Below are 18,858 nucleotides of genomic sequence, written 5' to 3' on the forward strand. Positions count from 1 at the left end.
GATGCGGAGGACCCTGCCGGAAGACCTTTTAAGAAATGCTTATTTGCGCGGCCTTTGCCGGTCAGCCGGGCTCGGCATCGGCAAGAATGCCGAGGAATGCCTCGCCGAAGCGCTCGGCCTTCTGCGCGCCCATGCCGGGGATCTCGGCGAGCGCGGCGAGGGTTGCCGGGCGGGCCCGTGCGATCTGGGCGAGCGTGCGCGCGGTGCAGGAGAGCGGCTTGCCGAGGCCGTCGGGGCCACGGGCGAGCGCCACCTGCGCGGCTTCGAGCCGGTCGTAGAGGCTGCCGCCGGGCTGGCCCGCGAGCTTCATGCGCTGGGGGTGCGGGCGTTCGGCGGCCTCGCCGCGGATCACCTCGAGGAAGTCGGGTCCGAAGCGGTCGAGCTTCACCGCGCCGACGCCCGAGATGCCGCGCATCGCATCGAGGCTTTCGGGCCGGGCGGTCGCCATCTCGATGAGGGTGCGGTCGGGAAAGATCACATAGGCCGGGACGCCCTGGGCATCGGCGAGCGCACGGCGGCGGGCCTTGAGCGCGGCGAGCAGGCCCTCGTCCTCCTCGGCAACCAGCGCCATCGGGGCCGGGCGGCCCTCGCCGCGGGCCTTCGCGCGGCGGATGGTGTCGGCGCGGAGCTCGAGCGTCGTCTCGCCGCGCAGGAGCGGCCGGGCGGCTTCGGTGAAGCGGAGGGCGCCGTGGCGCGACGGATCGGGGCGGAGGAGGTCGAGGCCCATGAGCTGGCGGAAGATCGTCTGCCACTCGGCCTTCGAGATCTCCCGCCCCACCCCGAAGGTCGGCAGGCGATCGTGGCCGAGGCGGCGGGTGCGGTCATTTTCCTCGCCGCGCAGCACCGCGATCAGATGTTCGGTGCCGAAGCTTTCGCCGGTGCGGAGCACGGCCGAGAAGGCCTTGCGCGCGGCTTCGGTCGCATCGAAGAGCTCGGGAGGCGTGCGGCAGAGATCGCAGTTGCCGCAGCCGTCCTCCAGCGTCTCGCCGAAATAGGCAAGCAGCACCTGGCGGCGGCAGCGCTTGGCCTCGGCGAGGCCGAGCAGCGCGTTGAGGCGGCGGTGGTCGGCCTCCTTGCGCTCGAGCGGCGCGTTGCTCTCGTCGATCTGCGCGCGGCGGAGCCGGATGTCGTCCGGCCCGTAGAGGGTGAGCGTATCGGCCGGCGCGCCGTCGCGGCCGGCTCGGCCGATCTCCTGGTAGTAGGACTCGACGGATTTCGAGAGATCGGCATGGGCAACGAAGCGGATGTCGGGCTTGTCGATGCCCATGCCGAAGGCGATCGTGGCGCAGACGATGAGCCCGTCCTCGCGCTGGAAGCGGGCTTCCGCTTCCCGGCGCTCGTCGGGTTCGAGGCCGGCGTGGTAGGCGATCGCCGAATGCCCGGCGTCGCAGAGCGCCTTGGCAAGCGTTTCGGTCTTCGCGCGGCTGGCGCAGTAGACGATGCCCGAGAGCCCGCGGTGGAGGCGGACAAACTCGAGGATCTGGGCGCGCGGGCGATCCTTGGGCTCGAAGGCGAGCGAGAGGTTCGGCCGGTCGAAGCCACGCAGGAAGGTCTCGGGCGCGCCGCCCTCGAAGAGCTGGCGGGCGATCTCGGCGCGGGTTTCCTCGTCCGCCGTGGCGGTGAGCGCGACGGTCTGGATGCCGCCGAGCGCGCGGCGGAGCGCGCCGATCCGCAGGTAGTCGGGGCGGAAATCATGCCCCCACTGGCTGACGCAATGCGCCTCGTCAACGGCCAGCAGGCTCACGCCCACGCGGGAGAGCAGCGCGCCGGACGCCCCGAGGCGCTCGGGCGCCATGTAGAGGAGCTTGAGGCGGCCTTCGTCGAGCGCGGTGAAGATCTCCTCGCTTTCCCCGGCATCGGTCTGCGAGGTGAGCGCGCCAGCCATCACGCCCGCGGCCCGGAGGGCGCGGACCTGATCGCGCATGAGCGCGATGAGCGGCGAGATCACCACGGTGACGCCCGGCCGTGTGAGCGCGGGAAGCTGGTAGCAGAGCGACTTGCCGCCACCCGTCGGCATGATGGCGAGCACGTCGCGCCCCGCCTCGACCGCGGAGACGATCTCCTCCTGTCCGGGGCGGAACTCGGGGAAGCCGAAGACCTGGCCGAGAAGGTGACGCGCTTCGCTCATGAGCGGCCTCCCGGCAGGCGGGATGAGCGCAGGCGGGGTGCTGCGCCGCCCTCCCCTTGAAGCGGGCGCGCCAGCCAGGGCAGCGGCGTCCGCCCGTCACCATGCGCCTCTCCCGCCCGGAGCGGCGGGGCAGACGTCGGGGGGATCGGATCGTGCAGGGCGGTCACGAGGGGGAAACGCGGAAGAGGGAAATCACCGTCTCCCCATAGCGGCGCGCATCGAGGGGGGTCAAGCCGGGGGGCGGCAGCACGGGCGCGGCCTCCTCCCAGACGACGAGCGCGCCGGGTGCGATCCAGCCGCCGGCGAGCGCGACCGCCAGCGCCTTCTCCCCGAGCGCCTTCCCATAGGGCGGATCGAGGAAGACGAGATCGAAGGGCGCGCCGGACTGCGCGCCGAGCCTGAGGGCATCGCGGGCGAGGACGCGGGCCGTCTCGCCCATCCCGAGGCGGGCGATGTTCTCGCGCAGGAGGCCGAGGGCCTTCGCGCCCTTGTCGACGAATGTGGCGGTGCGCGCGCCGCGGGAGAGCGCCTCGAGCCCGAGCGCGCCGGTGCCGGCGAAGAGATCGAGGACGGCCGCGCCCTCCGGCGGGTCCGGCTCGCCGTAGCCGCCATGGGCGAGCAGGTTGAAGAGGCTCTCGCGCACCCGGTCGGAGGTCGGGCGCAGATGGGCCTTCGCGTCGCCCCCGCCCAGCCCCGCGAGCGCCCGGCCGCGATGGGTGCCGCCGATGATGCGCATCAGGCGAGCGTCTTGAGATCGGCCGCGGGATCGGCGATCCGGTCGGCCTCGGGCGAGCGGCCCGCCTCGATCCAGCGCTTGCCGGACATGTAGGCGCGCGGGTCGTTCATCGCATCGACGGCGAGCAGGCGTGTGCCCGCGAAATACCAGACCGAGAGACTGCCCTCGCGGGCGCCGGGGCGGGTGACAGTGCGCTCCCATCCGGTGTTGAGCCCGGCGATCTGGAGCTTCACGTCATACTGGTCGGACCAGAACCACGGCCGGGCGGTGTAGGGTTCGGTACCGCCGAGCATGGCCGCGGCAACGGCCTCGGCCTGGTCGATGGCATGGGGCACGCTTTCGATCCGGATGCGGGCCGCGTCATGGGGGAAGCTCGCGCAATCGCCGGCGGCGAAGATCGCGGGGTCGGAGGTGCTGCCGAGCGCATCCACCCGGATGCCGTTCTCGACCGCGAGCCCGGCGGCTTCGGCAAGCCCGGTGTCCGGGGCGACGCCGATGCCCACGAGCACGAGATCGGCCGCGATGCGGCGGCCGTCGCCGAGCTCGGCCCCCGTCACATGGCCGGCCGCACCGGTGAGGCGGGCGAGCGCCGCGCCTTCGAGGATCTCGACGCCGTGGCGCTCGTGGAGCGCTCGGAAGAAATCGGCGGTGGCGGGCGCGGCGACGCGGGCGAGGATGCGGGGCGCGGACTCGATGAGCGTGACGGTGAGCCCCTTCTCGCGCAGCACTGCCGCGGCCTCGAGCCCGACATAGCCGCCGCCGACCACGAGCGCCCGGGCGGCGCCGGCCGCGAGCCGGGCGGCCAGCGCGTCGGCATCCGCGAGCTGGCGCATGACGAGCACGCCGTCGAGATCACCGCCGATCGCGGCGGGCAGGCGGCGGGGGGTTGCGCCAGTGGTGAGCGCGAGAAGGTCGTAGGCGAGCCGCGTGCCATCGGCGAGAACCACCGCCTTCGCCGCCCGGTCGATTGCGGCAACGGCCCGCCCGGTCTCCACCGTGATGCCGTTCTCGGCATAGAAGCTCGCGGGCCTGAGGTGCAGCCGCTCGCGTTCGAGCTCGCCCTTGAGATAGGCCTTGGAGAGCGGCGGGCGCTGGTAGGGCAGATCGGGCTCGGCTCCGATGAGGGTGAGCGGGCCGTCATGGCCGAGGGCGCGCAGCTTCGCGACGAGGGCGGCTCCCGCCTGCCCTGCGCCCACGACCACGATCCGTGCCGATTTCGCCTGCATCTGGCCGACCCCTTGTGGCAATTCCTGCAGGGTTCTCTATATGGCTCCCGGATTGGCGTGCAACCATCGAAGGGAACGAGACATGACCATCAGCGTTGGAGACAAGCTGCCCGAGGCCGACTTCCTTGTCGTCGGAGACAACGGCCCCGAGGCGGTTTCGGCCTCGAGCCTGTTCGCGGGCCGCAAGGTCGTCGTCTTCGGGGTGCCGGGCGCCTATACCGCGACCTGCACCAAGGAACATGTGCCGAGCTTTGTGAAGACCGCGGACGCGCTGGCGGCGAAGGGCGTCGACGAGATCGTCTGCATCTCGGTGAACGATCCCTTCGTGATGGCGTCCTGGGGCGACTCCACCGGGGCGAAGGACGCGGGCATCCGCATGCTCGCCGATCCGGCCAGCAGCTTCACCGAAGCGGTCGGGCTCACGTTCGATGCGCCGGCGGCGGGCTTCTTCAAGCGCTCGCAGCGCTATTCGATGCTGGTCGAGGATGGCGTCGTCTCGAAGCTCAACATCGAGCCGGCACGTGCGTGCACGATCTCGGGCGGCGAGACGATCCTCGAACAGATCTGATCTCGAACGGAACGGATCCGATCGCGAGCCGCCGGGCCATGACCCGCCTGGCGGTCTTGCGCTCCGCGTCGGGCCGGACCGGCCGGCGCGGAGCCGTTTCGGAAGGCGCGCCGCAAGATGCGGCGCTCGCGTCTTCAGGCGACGCGGACCTCTTCGCTGGCCTGACCGAGAAGCCGCAGGACACGGTCGCGGACCGCGCGCCGGAAGGCCTCGTCATTCTGGGTCAGACCGGCGTCACTTGCCCAATCCTCGGCCTCACGAGCCGCATTCTTGCCAAAAGCCGTCAACAGACGCGCCGCTTCGTCCTGTATCCGGCGGCCATAGGCGATGCGTTCAGACATTGATGCATGCATGTCCATCTTCTCCCCCTAAGCTCCGGCGATCAGGATGCCTGTTTTGAAAATTTGAAGCAACATTACTGCTTATGCTCGGTAAACGGCAGAGATTTACCTGTTACTCGCCCGTCACACTTCACAACTCCGCGCGCGTGCGCCATGTTTGGCGCGTTCAACCTATATTTGAAGGAAGGGTTAACGGCGTGCAGGGGGGCGACATGGAGCAGCGCAAGAAAGCCTGCGATTTCGATCCGAGGATACTCGAGCTCTACGACGGCTACGTGCATGGCAAGCTGACGAAACGCGCGTTTCTCGACCACGCCGCCCGCTACACCTTCGGCGCCGCAGCGGCGGCCGCTGTCCTCGAAAGCCTCCAGCCGGACTATGCCCTCGCGCAGCAGGTCGCCCCCGACGATCCGGCGATCACGACGGAGGTGGTGGAATACCCCTCGCCCGAGGGCCATGGCACAGTGCGCGGGCTGATGGCGCGGCCCGCAGAAGCCACCGCTCCCCTGCCGGCGGTGCTGGTCGTGCACGAGAACCGTGGCCTCAATCCCTATATCGAGGACGTTGTGCGCCGGACCGCGAAGGCGGGCTTTCTCGCGCTCGGGCCCGACGGGCTTACCCCGCTCGGCGGCTATCCCGGAAATGACGACAAGGGGCGCGAGATGCAGAAGCAGCTCGATCCGGTGAAGCTCATGGCGGATTTCTTCGCCGGCTACGAATACCTCGCCACCCATCCCGGCAGCACCGGACGGGTCGGGGCCGTGGGGTTCTGCTATGGCGGCGGGGTCTGCAACGCGCTCGCGGTTGCCTATCCCAATCTTAAGGCCGCGGTGCCGTTCTACGGCCGCCAGCCGCAGAGCGCGGATGTGCCGCGGATCCAGGCGGCGCTGATGCTGCATTATGCCGGGCTCGACGAGCGGGTGAATGCGGGCTGGCCGGAATACGAAAAGGCGCTGCAGGCCAACGGCAAGACCTATCGCGCCTATATCTACGAAGGCGCCAACCACGGTTTCCACAACGACACCACGCCGCGCTACGATCCGGCGGCGGCCGAGCTGGCCTGGAGCCGGACGCTCGATTTCCTGCACACCCGGCTCGGGCCGGTCTGAACCGGGCCGCAGCACAGAGCCACCGCCGCCCGGTGCGGCGCGAGGCGCCATTGACCCAAGCTCCATATTTCGATATCTCATGAAATATGGAAACTACAGACGCCATCGCTGCCTTCTCGGCCCTCGCCCAGGATACCCGCCTCGCGGTCTTCCGGCTGCTCGTGCAGGCGGGGCCGGATGGCATGCTCGCGGGCGAGATCAGCGCCGCGCTCGACGTGCGCCCCAACACGCTCTCGGCCAATCTCGCGATCCTGCTGAACGCAGGGCTCGTGCAGAACACGCGCGAGGGGCGGATGGTGCGCTACATCGCCGACCTGGAGGGGCTGCGCGGCCTGCTCCGGTTCATCATGCAGGATTGCTGCGGAGGCCGGCCCGAGCTCTGCCAGCCGGTGATCGACGCGGTTGCTTGCGACTGTTGAGGAGCCCGGCCCATGCATGATCCCTTCAACGTGCTTTTCCTCTGCACCGGCAATTCGGCCCGGTCGATCCTGGCCGAGGCGATCCTCACCCGCGAGGGTCAGGGCCGGTTCCGCGCCTTTTCGGCCGGGTCGCACCCGCGTGGCGCGGTGCATCCCTACGCGCTCGACCTGCTGCGGAAACGCAGCCACAAGACGGATGCGTTCCGCTCCAAGAGCCGGCACGAGTTCGAGGGGCCAGGGGCGCCGAAGCTCGATTTCGTCTTCACGGTCTGTGATGATGCCGCGGGCGAAGCCTGCCCGCTCTGGCCCGGCCAGCCGATGACCGCGCACTGGGGCATGCCCGATCCGGCCGCGGCGGAGGGAAACGAGGCGGAGAGGCATCTCGCCTTCGCCGACACCTACCGCATGCTGCGCAACCGGATCTCGATCTTCGTGAACCTGCCGCTCGCCTCCCTCGACCGCCTCGCCCTTCAGGAGCGGCTCGCGGCGATTGGCGCCTCCCCCGCTCCCGCCCCGACACACTGAGGATCAGATGACCGCCACGGTTTCCGAGCCGGCCCCCACCCTGGGCCTCTTCGAACGTTATCTCCATGTCTGGATCGCCTTCGCGATCCTCGCCGGGCTGATCCTCGGAAGCCTGTTGCCCGGGCTTGTCGAGGCGATCGCCGGGGCCGAGATCGCCTCGGTCAATCTCGTCGTCGCGGTGCTCATCTGGGCGATGGTCTATCCGATGATGGTGAATGTCGATTTCTCCGCCGTGCGCGGGATCGCGCGCGAGCCGCGCGGGCTTCTCATCACGCTGGCGGTCAACTGGCTCATCAAGCCCTTCACCATGGCGGGGCTTGCCGTGCTCTTCTTCGAGCATGTCTTCGCGCCGCTGATTGCGCCGGAGGATGCCGCGCAATACATCGCCGGTCTCATCCTGCTCGGAGCCGCGCCCTGCACCGCAATGGTCTTCGTCTGGTCGCAGCTCACGCGGGGCGATGCCACCTACACCCTCGTGCAGGTCTCGGTGAACGATCTGGTGATGGTGGTGGCCTTCGCGCCGATTGTCGCGCTGCTGCTCGGGGTGACGGAGATCGCCGTGCCCTGGGAAACACTGCTGCTCTCGGTCGTGCTTTACGTGGTGCTGCCACTCGCGGCGGGGCTTCTCACCCGGCGCGTGCTGGGGAGCGAGGCCGCGATCCATGCCTTCACCCACCGGATCAAGCCGGTCTCGATCCTCGGGCTGATCGCGACCGTGGTGATCCTCTTCAGCCTGCAGGGCTCCGTCATTCTCGAGAACCCGGCAGTGATCGCGCTCATCGCCGTGCCGATCCTGATCCAGAGCTACATGATCTTCGGGCTCGCCTATGGCGCGGCCTGGGTTCTGCGCGTGCCGCATGCCATCGCCGCGCCCTGCGCGATGATCGGCACCTCGAACTTCTTCGAGCTCGCGGTCGCCGTCGCGATCAGCCTCTTCGGCTTGCAGTCGGGCGCCGCGCTTGCCACCGTCGTCGGCGTGCTCGTCGAGGTGCCGGTGATGCTCTCCCTCGTCGCGCTCGCCAACCGCACGCGCGCGCATTTTCCCCAGAGGTAACGCCCCATGGTCACGATCTATCACAACCCGAAATGCGGCACGTCGCGCAACGTGCTCGCCATGATCCGCCAGTCGGGAGTCGAGCCCGAGGTCATCGCGTATCTCGAGACCCCGCCCAGCCGCGAGACGCTCGAACGCCTGCTGGCCGCGATGGGCAAGCGCCCGCGCGACATCCTGCGCCGGAAGGGCACGCCCTATGATGAGCTTGGCCTCGACGATCCGGCGTTGAGCGATGCGGCGCTGCTCGATGCGATGCTGGCGCATCCGATCCTGATCGAGCGGCCGATCGTGGTGACGGCGAAGGGCGTGCGGCTCTGCCGGCCCTCCGAGACCGTGCTCGAGATCCTCGAGAACCAGGAAATCGGCAGCTTTGCCAAGGAGGACGGCGAAGTCGTCAAGCCATGAGGGATCTGCCGAACATCGACCCCGCCCTGTTTCATCCGATCGACCCGGCGCTCTATGCCGCGCCGGGCGATCCCGGGCACCCGCCGCGGATCCTGCTTCTCTATGGCTCGCTCCGCGACCGCTCCTACTCGCGGCTGCTCGCCGAGGAAGCGGAGCGTCTGCTCGCGCACTACGGTGCGGAGACGCGGATGTTCGACCCGCATGGCCTGCCGCTGCCCGACGCGGCCGGGCCAGAGCACCCGAAGGTCGCCGAGCTCCGCAATCTTGCGATCTGGTCGGAGGGCATGGTCTGGGTCTCGCCCGAGCGCCACGGGGCGATGACCGGCGTGATGAAGAGCCAGATCGACTGGCTGCCGCTCTCGACGGGAGGCGTCCGGCCGACGCAGGGCAAGACGCTGGCTCTGGCGCAGGTCAACGGCGGCTCGCAGAGCTTCAACGCGGTGAACCAGATGCGCATCCTCGGGCGCTGGATGCGGATGGTGACGATCCCGAATCAGTCCTCGGTCGCCAAGGCCTGGGACGAGTTCGACCCGGCCGGACGGATGCGGCCCTCGCCCTATTACCTCCGTCTCGTCGATGTGATGGAGGAGCTGGTGAAGTTCACGCTGATGGTGCGCGGGCGGAGCGCGGCACTGACCGACCGCTATTCCGAGCGGGTGGAGAGCACCGAGGCACTTTCGGCGCGGGTGAACCAGTCACGGCTCTGAGGGGGCGGCGGCCGCACGGTGCGGCGGCCCGGCAAGGCAGAAGAGGTCGAGAAACGCCTGCGCGGCACGAGGATCGCCGCGGAGGCCCACCGTTCCGGAGGCGAGGTGATCGGCGAGCGGCGCGGGCCCGTAGACCACGGGCGCAAGGCTGTTGCCGTCGCCCGAGAGGATGAAATCGCCCATCGGCGCATCCACGGCGCGGACCCTGTGCCGGCCCGCGGCGCTGAGATGCTGGACGAAGCGCTCGCGGCCCATGTCGAAGCCCGCGGCGACGCGAAGGCCGCGCGCCGCCGCGCCACGGCCGATCATCGCCGTCATCGAGATCATGAGGGCGCTCGGGCTGATGAAACGCCCCGGATCGTGACCCGGCTGGACGACACCCCATTGGCAGAGGGACTGGAGGACCGGCAGGAGGGCGCGGCCCGCGCTGGTGAGCTCGTAGAAGCCGAGCGCCGGGTTCTGGACCACGACCCCCGCATCCGCAAGCTGGGCGAGGCGCTGGGTCAGCACGCTCGCGGTGATGCCCGGCAGCCCCGCACGAATGGCCTGGAAGCGCTTCGCGGCAAACATCAGTTCGCGCACGACCAGCAAGGCCCAGCGATCGCCGATCACGTTGAGCGCATGGGCGGCGAGGCAGCCCTCGTCGTAGCGGAGTCTTGCCGGTTTTCTGCCTTTGGTCATTTTTATGTACTATCAGTTGCTTTTTAATACTGCAATCGTCAGGCTGCGAGTCGCCGGGGGCCAACCCCGGCACCAACAGAGAGGAGGCCGGCGATGAGCTACTATTCGGGGTTCGTACTGGCGGTGCCGACCGCCAACAGGGAAGCCTATATCGAGCACGCGCGGGGCGCCTGGCCGCTGTTTCGCAGATGGGGCGCCCTGCGCATGGTGGAAAACTGGGGCGTGGATGTGCCTGACGGCAAGGTAACGGATTTCCGGCGATCCGTGCAGGCAAAACCCGACGAGGCGGTGTTATTTTCCTGGATCGAATGGCCCGACAAGGCGACCGCCGACAGTTCCTGGGAAAAGATGCAGAGCGATCCGGAGATGGAGCGGTTCTCCGACATGCCCTTCGACGGCATGCGGATGATCTGGGGCGGCTTCGAGACCATCGTCGATGAGAGCTGAGGGAGGAATGGATGAGCGGACTGCAAGGAACCCCGTGCTGGTATGAACTCGCCACGCGCCCCGATGCGATGGAGGCGGCGGCCAGCTTCTACGAAGGCGTCTTCGGCTGGAGCGTGACGGATGCGGGCATGGAGGGCTTCGACTACCGCCTGGCCCGGTCTGGCGCAGAAACCGTCGCTGGTCTCATGCCGATGCCCGGAGACACCGCCGGGATGCCCCCGTTCTGGATGCTCTATTTCGCGGTCGACGACGCCGACGCGACCGCGGCAGCCATCACCGAAGCCGGTGGGCAGATCCATCGCGCCCCGGCGGATATTCCCGGCACCGGGCGTTTTGCCAATGCCGCCGACCCGCAGGGAGCGGCCTTCGGCATCCTTGCCCCCGCGCAGATGGAGCCGGGCTGCGAGGGCTCGGGCAACGCCTTCGACCAGAAACAGGCCGGGCACGGCAACTGGCACGAACTCCGCTCGACCGACCCGGAGGCGGGCCTCGCCTTCTATTCCGGCCTCTTCGGCTGGCAGAAATCGATGACGGTCGACCTGGAGTCGGACCATGTCTACCAGGTCTTTTCCCACGGCGGGACGGACATCGGCGGCATGACCGGGCTCGGCGATGCGCCGCTCTCCTGCTGGATGCCCTATTTCGGGGTGAACGGGGTCGAGGCCGCGATCGGGCGGATCGAGGCCGGCGGCGGAGAGAAGATCCACGGGCCGATGGAGGTGCCGGGCGGGGCGGTCATCGCCATCGCCCGCGACCCGCAGGGCGCCCATTTCGCCGTGGTCGGCCCGACAGACCCAAGCTGAGGCAGCCGGACCACGCCCCGCAGGGCCAGCCGGAGGGCACGAGCCGACATGCAAGAGGGCGGGGCCATCGGCCCCGCCCTCCGTTTCTGCGTCACAGGCGGCGCGCGCCCGCGATCAGCTGTGCTTCTTCTTGCCCTTGTAGGGCAGCCAGAGCTTCTTGTTGGTGAGATAGAGCAGCACGGTCAGCACGACGAGGAAGAGCACCGCCGTCATGCCGGCGGTCTTGCGCGCCATCATCTTCGGCTCGGCCGACCACATCAGGAAGGCGGCCACGTCCTGGGCCTCCTGCTCGATCGTGGCGGGCGTGCCGTCGGCATAGGTGACGTCATCGCCCATGAGCACCGGGTTCATCCCCATATAGCCGCCGAACGCGCTGTTTTCGTAGAGAACGGTGCCCGCCTGCTCCATTTCCTCGCCGGTGAAACCGGTCAGGATGCCGACGATGTATTCCGGGCCGCCGATGCCGCGGAGCATCTGGTTGATGCCGAGGCCGAGGGGCCCGTGGAAACCGGCGCGGGCCTTTGCCATCAGGCTCAGATCCGGGGCCGCGGCATTCTGCGACGGCGGGAAGTGATCCGGCGGGGTGCCCGGACGGAGGTCGTCGAGCTCCGGATCGAAGACGTCCCATTGCGCGGCATATGCCCGCATCTGGTCTTCGGCGATGGCGGGCCCGCCGGGATCGGCGAGCGTCCGGAAGGCCACGAACTTCAGGCCGTGACAGGCCGAGCAGACCTCGGTGTAGACCTGAAGCCCCCGCTGCAGCTGCGCCTGGTCGTAGGTCCCGAACGGGCCCTCGAAGGAGAAGCTGTAGTCATGGATATGCCCGCCCTCGGCCGCCATGGACGGCGCGGCCGCAGCCGCCACGAGTCCGAGTGCGGCGAGGCCGGAGAGAAGCGTTTTTCTCAGCATGTTCGTCGTCCTCACTCTTACTCGGCCGGAGTCGCGTCAGACGCGTCACCGTAATGGTCCTTGAAATCCTGCTCGATGGTCTCGGGCTGTGCCAGCGGCTTCTCGATGATCCCGAGCAACGGCAGGATCACAAGGAAGAAGACGAACCAGTAGAGCGTGCCGAGCTGCGAGATGATGACGAAGGGCTGTTCGGCCGGCATGCCGCCGCACCACATCAGCAGGAAGAAGTCGAAGACCAGCAGCCAGAACCAGATCTTGAACATCGGCCGGAAACGGCCCGAGCGCACGCGGCTGGTGTCGAGCCACGGCACGATGACGAGCATCGCGATCGAGCCAAACATCGCGATGACGCCCGCGAGCTTCGAGTTGATGAACAGGATGTCGAAGGTGATGGCGCGCAGCATCGCGTAGAACGGCAGGAAGTACCATTCGGGAACGATATGGGCCGGGGTCTTCAGCGGGTCCGCCTCGATGTAGTTGTCGGGATGCCCCAGGAAGTTCGGCATGAAGCCGACGATCGCGGCGAAGATCACCAGCACGAAGGCGAGCGCATAGAGATCCTTGATCACGAAATAGGGCCAGAACGGCAGCGTGTCGGCCTCGACTTCCGCCTTCGACGTGCGCCGCACCTCGACACCGGTCGGGTTGTTGTTGCCCGTGGTGTGGAAGGCCCAGATGTGGACGGCAACAAGCGCCGCGATCACGAAGGGCAGCAGGTAGTGCAGCGAGAAGAAGTGGGTGAGCGTCGAGTTGTCCACTGCCGGTCCGCCGAGCAGCCAGGTCTGGATGTCGTCGCCGATGACCGGGATCGCGCCGAAGAGGCCGGTGATCACGGTGGCGCCCCAGAAGGACATCTGGCCCCAGGGCAGCACGTAGCCCATGAAGGCGGTGCCCATCATCAGCAGGAAGATGAGCATGCCCACGATCCAGGTGATCTCGCGCGGGGTCTTGTACGAACCGTAGTAGAGGCCGCGGAAGATATGGGCGTACACGGCGAAGAAGAAGAGCGACGCGCCGTTGGCGTGGACATAGCGCAGCGCCCAGCCCGCGTTCACATCGCGCATGATGTGCTCGACGGAGGCGAAGGCCAGCGTGGTGTCGGGGGTGTAGTGCATCACCAGCGTGATGCCGGTCACGATCTGCAGGACGAGGCAGAAGGCAAGGACGATGCCCCAGATCCACATCCAGTTGAGGTTTCGGGGCGTCGGGATGGTCAGCGTTGCGTGGGCAAGACCGATAATCGGCAGGCGGGATTCAACCCATTTCTCTGCCCCGGTCTTGGGCTCGTAATGATCGTGCGGAATGCCACTCATGGACGTCTTCTCCCCCTCAGCCGAGCTCGATCACGGTATCGGAGACGAATTTCGCCACCGGGATATGCATGTTCTCGGGCGCCGGGCCCTTCCGGATGCGGCCGGCAGTATCGTACTGCGAGCCGTGGCACGGACAGAACCAGCCGTCGAACTCGCCCGCATCGCCGAGCGGGATGCAGCCGAGATGGGTGCAGACGCCGGTCATCAGCAGCCATTCGCCGGCTTCGTCCATCGTGCGGTTCTCGTCGGTGGCCGGTGCGTCGGCCGCGATGTTGGCATTGCGCGCGTTCTGGTCGGGAAGCTGCGCGACCGGGACGGCGCGGCCTTCCTCGATGTCCTTCTCGGTGCGGCGGCGGATGAACACGGGCTTGCCCAGGAATTTCACCGTGATCTGGCTGCCGACTTCGACGCTGGAGACGTCGACCTGGATCGAGGAAAGGGCCTGCACGTTGGCCGCAGGGTTCATCTGATTGATTACGGGCCAGATGGCGGCACCCGCAGCGACAGCTCCGGCGGCTCCTGTCGCCACATAGAGGAAGTCCCTCCGGGTTCCGCCTTGGTCTTCAACATGAGCCACGCGCATTCTCCTTGCCTGAGCTCCCCTCCCGGGGGGCGGGGTTCGACCGGGCACGGCCGTGCCCCCGACAGGGCTCGGGCCCGGATTTTGAAGTGGTTTAATCACTTTGGCGCGCGCGGTCCAGCAAGTTTCCGTGACAGTAACGGCCCTGTTGCCGCCTCTCGCAGGATCATCTGTGCTTGTGCAGCAATTCTGCCGCACCCCGTCGCCGATCGCTCAAACAAACGCCGAGTTGGTGAGCCCGAATGCAATTAAAGATTGCAAATTGGGGCAGATTTCCTCCCCTTTTGACTGGGTGAAGGCCGACTGTCGCGGCCGGATGGCGAATCCCGCCCGTGGCCCACGCCGTGCAGCCCTCGGGATCACGGGCCATGCGCCCGCGCTCCGAGGTTGACGGTCAGAGGATGAAGTCGTCGGCGGTGTAGTGGCCGGCCTTCAGGTCACCGTCATGGATCACGATGCGGAATTCCGCGGTGACGTCACGATCGGTATTGCCGAGGACAAAGGTCGCAGAGCCCTTGTTCCGCAGCCAGATCGTGCCGGTGTCGTGGCTGTCGTCGAGCCGGAAGGCCTGATTGCCGCTGCGGAGGGTGTTGGCATCGATCCCCGAGAGATCGATCCGGTCGCCACCCGGCCCGCCCGCACCCTGAAACGCCGAGGCCCCGTCACCGGCCCGGATGTGATCCGGCGCCCCCTGGCGCGAATCGGCTGGCGCGGTGAACCGGAACACATCGGACCCCCAACCGCCGATGAGGATGTCTCCGCCCGCACCGCCGGCGAGCTTGTCCGCCCCGCGCCCCCCGCGCAAGACATCCGCGGCGTCGGCCCCGCTCAGCCGGTCATCGCCATCGCCGCCGATGAGCGTGTTGCGGGCCTGGTTGCCCCGGATCACATCATCGCCCGCCCCGCCGATCGCCCGCTCGATGAGCGAGTGCCGGTCGCCGCCATGCATCAGGGCGTTGAAGATGTTGCCACGCGCATGGCCGTTGTTGGGCCCGCCACCGAGATCCGCCAGCTGGGCCTCGCTGAAGACCGAGTGCTTGCCCGGCCTCAGATCGAGGATGAGATCGTCGTCGTAGGCCGAGAGATCGTAGGTGTCGCGGCCGCCGCCATCCCAGATCGTCGCGAAGATCCGGTTCTTGCCCGGCGCGATCGCGTCCTGACCATCGACACGCGTCACACCGCTGTCGGGCCGCCAGGAATAGGTGGTATTGCCGGAATTGACGTCGTAATTCGCGCCATAAAGCCGCTGCAGCGCGGCGATGTCGAGCATCATGTAGCTCTGCGGCTCGCCCCAGGTCTCGCCACGGTAGGGCGAGTTCGGGTTCGCGCCGACATGGGCGCGGTAGCTCATCACGGTGAACTCCGGCGCGTCCCAGGCCTTGTCGAGCCGGCCGAAGCCGTTCTCGGCCTCGTGCGGGTGCTTCAGGCCGAGCGCATGCCCGACCTCGTGCAGGATGCCGAGGTAGTCGTAGTTGCCCGCCACCGGCCGCGCGCCGACATCCCCGAGCCAGACGTCGCCGCCGTAGCCCTGCGCCGCCGGATAGTAGGCGTAGGCTCCGCGGGTGTCGGCGGTATTTGCCACCCGTATCTCGGCATCGCCCGAGCCGATCCCCGCATAGGCGAGCCTGAGGTTGGTGAAGCCCTCGACGGCAAATCCGGCCCGACCGGGCAGATCGCCCCGGTATCCGGTGTCGAGCGCGGCCTGAAGCACCGCGATCTGGCTGTTGCTCAGAATGGAAAACCCGTCCCAGGGCGCCAGACGGCCATCGCCATCAGCATCGGCGTTCGGCGCATAGCGGTTCTCGTAATCGAGCGAGCTGTTCGGGGCACTGTAGTATATCGTGCCGTTCTTCCAGGCGTAGCCCGACAGGATGCCATCAATCCGGCTGTCGCCGGTCCGCCCGACAGAGCGTGCGCTGGAATGAGAAAATGCCATCAATCACTTCCCGCCAATGATCCTCGGACGCGGAGCGCGCGCCCTCCCCCGGTTCCCCCACCGCGGAACCGGGCAAAAGCCTTACAGGCGAGATCATAACAGGGGGTTTCAGGCACGCCAGTCCGCGCGGGCGCGGGACGGGCGTGCCGGATTCAGTTGACGGCCGGAACGAGCCCGCGGTCGGCGGCAAGCTCGCGCATCTTCTTCTGGAGCTTCTCGAAGGCGCGGACCTCGATCTGGCGAATCCGCTCGCGGCTCACGTCATAGACCTGGCTCAGATCCTCGAGCGTCATTGGCTCGTCCTTGAGCCGCCGTTCGGTGAGGATATACCGTTCACGTTCGTTGAGCGACTGCATCGCCTCGATCAGCAACTCCTGCCGGCTCTCGTATTCGTCACGCTCGGCCAGCGCCGCGGCCTGGTCGGCATCCTCGTCCTCGAGCCAGTCCTGCCACTCGGCCGCGCCCTCGCCGTCGTTCTTGATCTGGGCGTTGAGGCTCGCATCGCCGCCGGACATGCGGCGGTTCATCGAGATCACGTCCTCTTCGGTGACGTTGAGATCCTTGGCGATCCGGGCGACGTTCTCGGGGCGGAGCTCGCCCTCCTCCATGGCGCCGATGCGATTCTTCGCCTTGCGCAGGTTGAAGAAGAGCTTCTTCTGCGCCGCGGTGGTGCCGAGTTTCACGAGGCTCCAGGAACGCAGGATGTATTCCTGGATGCTGGCGCGGATCCACCACATCGCGTAGGTCGCAAGCCGGAAGCCCTTTTCGGGATCGAAGCGCTTGACCGCCTGCATGAGACCGACATTCGCTTCCGAAACGACTTCCGCGGTCGGCAGGCCGTAACCGCGATAGCCCATGGCGATCTTTGCCGCGAGGCGCAGATGGCTCGTCACCAGCCGGTGCGCGGACTCCTTGTCGCCGTGATCGACCCAGGCCTTCGCGAGCATGTACTCCTCTTCGGGCTCCAGCATCGGGAACTTGCGGATCTCCTGCATGTAGCGCGAGAGACCCTGTTCCGGAGACGGTGCCGGCAGATTGGCATAGCTCATTGTCAACCTCCTGCAGCAGGGACACCGGAGCCGCATGCTCCGGACGGAATCCCGCCGCCTTGATTTATTAATATAGCAACCACTACATATATTCCAGCGGCATTCTCGCGCGTGCGATACCATTTTCGTGAACGGCCCGCGCGACCCTTGCGGAACCTGCAGCAGCCCCAGCGCTGCCGCAAGACGCTCAAGAGCCTCGCGCAAAACGAAAATCCAGCCCCCGGCATTGCGGAGGCTGGATGCGAAGGTCTCAGATCCTTGGCCGGCACCTGACCAGGCGCCCCGCCCGGGTGCGTCAGAACCCGGGGAGATGCGGGGCGTGGTCGAAATCCTCGGCCCGCTCGCCATGCGGCGCAATCACACCGACCGCGAGCAGCGCGACGGCAAAGGTCGAGAGCGCCAGCACCTGGGTGAGCACATAGCCCACGAGCGGCGTCGCGGCCATCGCCGGCAGCACCAGCACCGCGCAGCAGGCAACCGCCACGAGATCGGGCTTGGTTGCGGGCACATGGGCAAGCCGCGCGACCCAGAGCACGATCGAGGCCGCGGCAAGCGGCGTGAGCAGCAGCAGCCGCGTGCCGAACTCGATGCCGTGGATCGAGATGGTCTGGAACGGGCCGAAGCCGGTGCTGGTCGCCGAACAGCAGATCCCGAGCACGGCAATCGCCGTCAGGCGGCGGCGCTCCGCCCCGCCGCCGGCGATCAGGAGCGAGATCGCGAGCATGCTCGAGATCAGGAAGACCGACGAGCCCAGCCAGTTCGCGGCCTGACCCCGGTCATCGACGATCAGCATGGCAAGCGCGGTGAAGACCGGAACCATGAGAAAGCCGAAGCTCAGCACCCGCGGGCCACGCCGCGCCGCGAAGGCGAAGACCGGCTCGCTGCGACGGGCCAGCGCGATGCTGCCATGCACGACCGCGAGCAGGATGATCATCATCCCGAAGAGCTCGGTGCCTTCCTCAATCACCGCACGCAGCGCCTGCGTCCAGACCGAGGTCAGCACGAGCTTGTGTTCGATGTATTCCTGGATCGCGACCGAGCCGAGCATGCCGAGACCGATGAAGATCACCACGGACTGTCGGCGCAGCATCCCGCCCTGCCGCCAGAGGATGAAGAGCGCGCGCATGGCGATGACGCCGAGCACCGCAGCGACAACGAGCAGCGGCGGCCACGGGCCGACGCCGATCCAGCGTCCGACACCGCTCAGGCGTTCGTGGATCGACGAGATCTCATCGGCCGAGAAGAAGAAGAAGATGCCGGAAAGCGCGCCCCAGGCCCAGGCGATGTCCCGCGACCGCGAGCGCCAGGCGACACGCGAATCATAGGCGTGCAGCGCAAGCATCAGCAGCAGCATGCCCGACCACCACGCGCCGAGATTGTTCTCGTGCGTCAGGAGGAACTTGGACGTGACGCCCCCGATGACATCCGGGTGCATGAGATGCACCGGAATGACGGCCGCGAGCGCAATGGAAACCGCGCCGGCCACCCAGACCCAGAGAACGAGCCCGGCTTCGGCCAGACCGATACGTCCGCGGTGCAGATTGCGTACGGCCTCGAACAATCCGAGGGATGCGCGCACGTCACCACCCCGGAGAGAATCCCCGTTGAACGTTTGATGCAAGACAGTCGCTCCGATGCACGCAGCCAGCCCCCGACGATACGGAGCGCCTGACCCGATGCAGCTTGAAATAAAACCCACCCACCTTATGACGGAAATATGACGGATTTGATTCAGAAATGCAACACGGCAGCAAGTGATCTAGTAAATGCCGGATGAATTAACCGTATTTCGCAATAAACGTGTGCGTGCGCCAATAATGATCGTGCCACTCCGCGGCGTCGCGCACAACCTGTTGGCGGAATGAGGAAAAGGAAGGCGGTGCGGAACACGCGGCCCGAGCATTCCCGGGCCGGAGCCTCGA

The 18,858-nt window shown here is 67.5% G+C and carries 20 protein-coding genes; 10 read left to right on the top strand and 10 right to left on the bottom strand.

Translation table 11 applies throughout. From position 1 onward, the window contains the following. Positions 1–61 precede the first annotated feature (61 nt). The 3 genes from recQ to ACF66B_RS11375 all read right to left on the bottom strand — a co-directional run bounded on the left by recQ (position 62) and on the right by ACF66B_RS11375 (position 4,090). Positions 62–2,128: a DNA helicase RecQ gene (recQ, locus tag ACF66B_RS11365; RefSeq protein WP_111431246.1), complete on the bottom strand. Its 2,067-nt coding sequence runs from the start codon at positions 2,126–2,128 to the stop codon at positions 62–64. 163 nt (positions 2,129–2,291) lie between these two features. Beyond that, positions 2,292–2,864: a 16S rRNA (guanine(966)-N(2))-methyltransferase RsmD gene (gene rsmD / locus ACF66B_RS11370; protein ID WP_111431247.1), complete on the bottom strand. Its 573-nt coding sequence runs from the start codon at positions 2,862–2,864 to the stop codon at positions 2,292–2,294. After that, positions 2,864–4,090, bottom strand: coding sequence for an FAD-dependent oxidoreductase (locus ACF66B_RS11375; RefSeq protein ID WP_111431248.1), 1,227 nt, complete (start codon positions 4,088–4,090; stop codon positions 2,864–2,866). The genes rsmD and ACF66B_RS11375 overlap by 1 nt, the downstream gene beginning before the upstream one ends. A gap of 82 nt (positions 4,091–4,172) precedes the next feature. On the opposite strand from ACF66B_RS11375, the gene ACF66B_RS11380 reads away from it, so the two are divergent. From ACF66B_RS11380 to arsH, 8 genes are all read left to right on the top strand, one after another. Beyond that, entirely contained in the window at positions 4,173–4,658 is a 486-nt protein-coding gene (locus ACF66B_RS11380) for a peroxiredoxin (protein ID WP_111431249.1), read from the top strand. A gap of 38 nt (positions 4,659–4,696) precedes the next feature. After that, positions 4,697–5,002 carry a hypothetical protein gene (locus tag ACF66B_RS11385; protein ID WP_162683383.1) on the top strand — a complete coding sequence of 102 codons (306 nt, stop codon included), beginning with the start codon at positions 4,697–4,699 and terminating at the stop codon, positions 5,000–5,002. A gap of 209 nt (positions 5,003–5,211) precedes the next feature. Then, entirely contained in the window at positions 5,212–6,108 is an 897-nt protein-coding gene (gene yghX / locus ACF66B_RS11390) for a YghX family hydrolase (RefSeq protein ID WP_111431251.1), read from the top strand. A gap of 86 nt (positions 6,109–6,194) precedes the next feature. After that, on the top strand, positions 6,195–6,527 hold the full coding sequence (locus ACF66B_RS11395) for a metalloregulator ArsR/SmtB family transcription factor (RefSeq protein WP_111431252.1): 333 nt from the start codon (positions 6,195–6,197) through the stop codon (positions 6,525–6,527). A 12-nt stretch (positions 6,528–6,539) separates the two neighbouring features. Beyond that, positions 6,540–7,052, top strand: a complete 513-nt coding sequence (locus ACF66B_RS11400) for an arsenate reductase ArsC (protein WP_111431253.1) — start codon at positions 6,540–6,542, stop codon at positions 7,050–7,052. 7 nt (positions 7,053–7,059) lie between these two features. Beyond that, a complete protein-coding gene (arsB, locus tag ACF66B_RS11405; protein ID WP_111431254.1) occupies positions 7,060–8,106 on the top strand; it encodes an ACR3 family arsenite efflux transporter in 1,047 nt (348 codons plus the stop codon). Between the two features lie 6 nt (positions 8,107–8,112). Further along, positions 8,113–8,511: an arsenate reductase (glutaredoxin) gene (gene arsC, locus ACF66B_RS11410; RefSeq protein WP_111431255.1), complete on the top strand. Its 399-nt coding sequence runs from the start codon at positions 8,113–8,115 to the stop codon at positions 8,509–8,511. Next, complete coding sequence (arsH, locus tag ACF66B_RS11415; RefSeq protein ID WP_111431256.1) at positions 8,508–9,218, top strand: arsenical resistance protein ArsH; 711 nt, start codon at positions 8,508–8,510, stop codon at positions 9,216–9,218. Before arsC ends, arsH begins: the two co-directional genes overlap by 4 nt. Here arsH and ACF66B_RS11420 read toward each other — a convergent pair. Continuing rightward, a complete protein-coding gene (locus ACF66B_RS11420) occupies positions 9,207–9,899 on the bottom strand; it encodes a helix-turn-helix domain-containing protein (RefSeq protein WP_111431257.1) in 693 nt (230 codons plus the stop codon). The two genes, arsH and ACF66B_RS11420, sit on opposite strands and share 12 nt — an antisense overlap. Positions 9,900–9,992: 93 nt before the next feature. On the opposite strand from ACF66B_RS11420, the gene ACF66B_RS11425 reads away from it, so the two are divergent. Both ACF66B_RS11425 and ACF66B_RS11430 read left to right on the top strand, forming a co-directional pair. Further along, positions 9,993–10,346, top strand: a complete 354-nt coding sequence (locus ACF66B_RS11425) for a DUF1428 domain-containing protein (protein ID WP_111431258.1) — start codon at positions 9,993–9,995, stop codon at positions 10,344–10,346. A gap of 11 nt (positions 10,347–10,357) precedes the next feature. Next, positions 10,358–11,149 (top strand): VOC family protein, encoded by a 792-nt coding sequence (locus ACF66B_RS11430; RefSeq protein WP_111431259.1) that lies wholly within the window; start codon positions 10,358–10,360, stop codon positions 11,147–11,149. Positions 11,150–11,263: 114 nt separating this feature from the next. Here the strand turns inward: ACF66B_RS11430 and ACF66B_RS11435 are convergent, their stop codons facing one another. The 6 genes from ACF66B_RS11435 to ACF66B_RS11460 all read right to left on the bottom strand — a co-directional run bounded on the left by ACF66B_RS11435 (position 11,264) and on the right by ACF66B_RS11460 (position 18,515). Then, positions 11,264–12,058: a cytochrome c1 gene (locus tag ACF66B_RS11435; RefSeq protein WP_111431260.1), complete on the bottom strand. Its 795-nt coding sequence runs from the start codon at positions 12,056–12,058 to the stop codon at positions 11,264–11,266. 17 nt (positions 12,059–12,075) lie between these two features. Further along, on the bottom strand, positions 12,076–13,371 hold the full coding sequence (locus tag ACF66B_RS11440; RefSeq protein WP_111431261.1) for a cytochrome b N-terminal domain-containing protein: 1,296 nt from the start codon (positions 13,369–13,371) through the stop codon (positions 12,076–12,078). A 16-nt stretch (positions 13,372–13,387) separates the two neighbouring features. Beyond that, positions 13,388–13,948, bottom strand: coding sequence for a ubiquinol-cytochrome c reductase iron-sulfur subunit (gene petA / locus ACF66B_RS11445; RefSeq protein ID WP_111431308.1), 561 nt, complete (start codon positions 13,946–13,948; stop codon positions 13,388–13,390). Positions 13,949–14,345: 397 nt separating this feature from the next. After that, complete coding sequence (locus ACF66B_RS11450) at positions 14,346–15,887, bottom strand: M10 family metallopeptidase C-terminal domain-containing protein (protein ID WP_111431262.1); 1,542 nt, start codon at positions 15,885–15,887, stop codon at positions 14,346–14,348. A gap of 152 nt (positions 15,888–16,039) precedes the next feature. Continuing rightward, positions 16,040–16,936 carry an RNA polymerase sigma factor RpoH gene (rpoH, locus tag ACF66B_RS11455; protein ID WP_111431263.1) on the bottom strand — a complete coding sequence of 299 codons (897 nt, stop codon included), beginning with the start codon at positions 16,934–16,936 and terminating at the stop codon, positions 16,040–16,042. 295 nt (positions 16,937–17,231) lie between these two features. After that, complete coding sequence (locus ACF66B_RS11460) at positions 17,232–18,515, bottom strand: hypothetical protein (RefSeq protein ID WP_162683384.1); 1,284 nt, start codon at positions 18,513–18,515, stop codon at positions 17,232–17,234. Between the last annotated feature and the right edge of the window lie 343 nt (positions 18,516–18,858).

The sequence above is a fragment of the Amaricoccus sp. B4 genome, from assembly GCF_043226085.1.
GTDB lineage: Bacteria > Pseudomonadota > Alphaproteobacteria > Rhodobacterales > Rhodobacteraceae > Amaricoccus.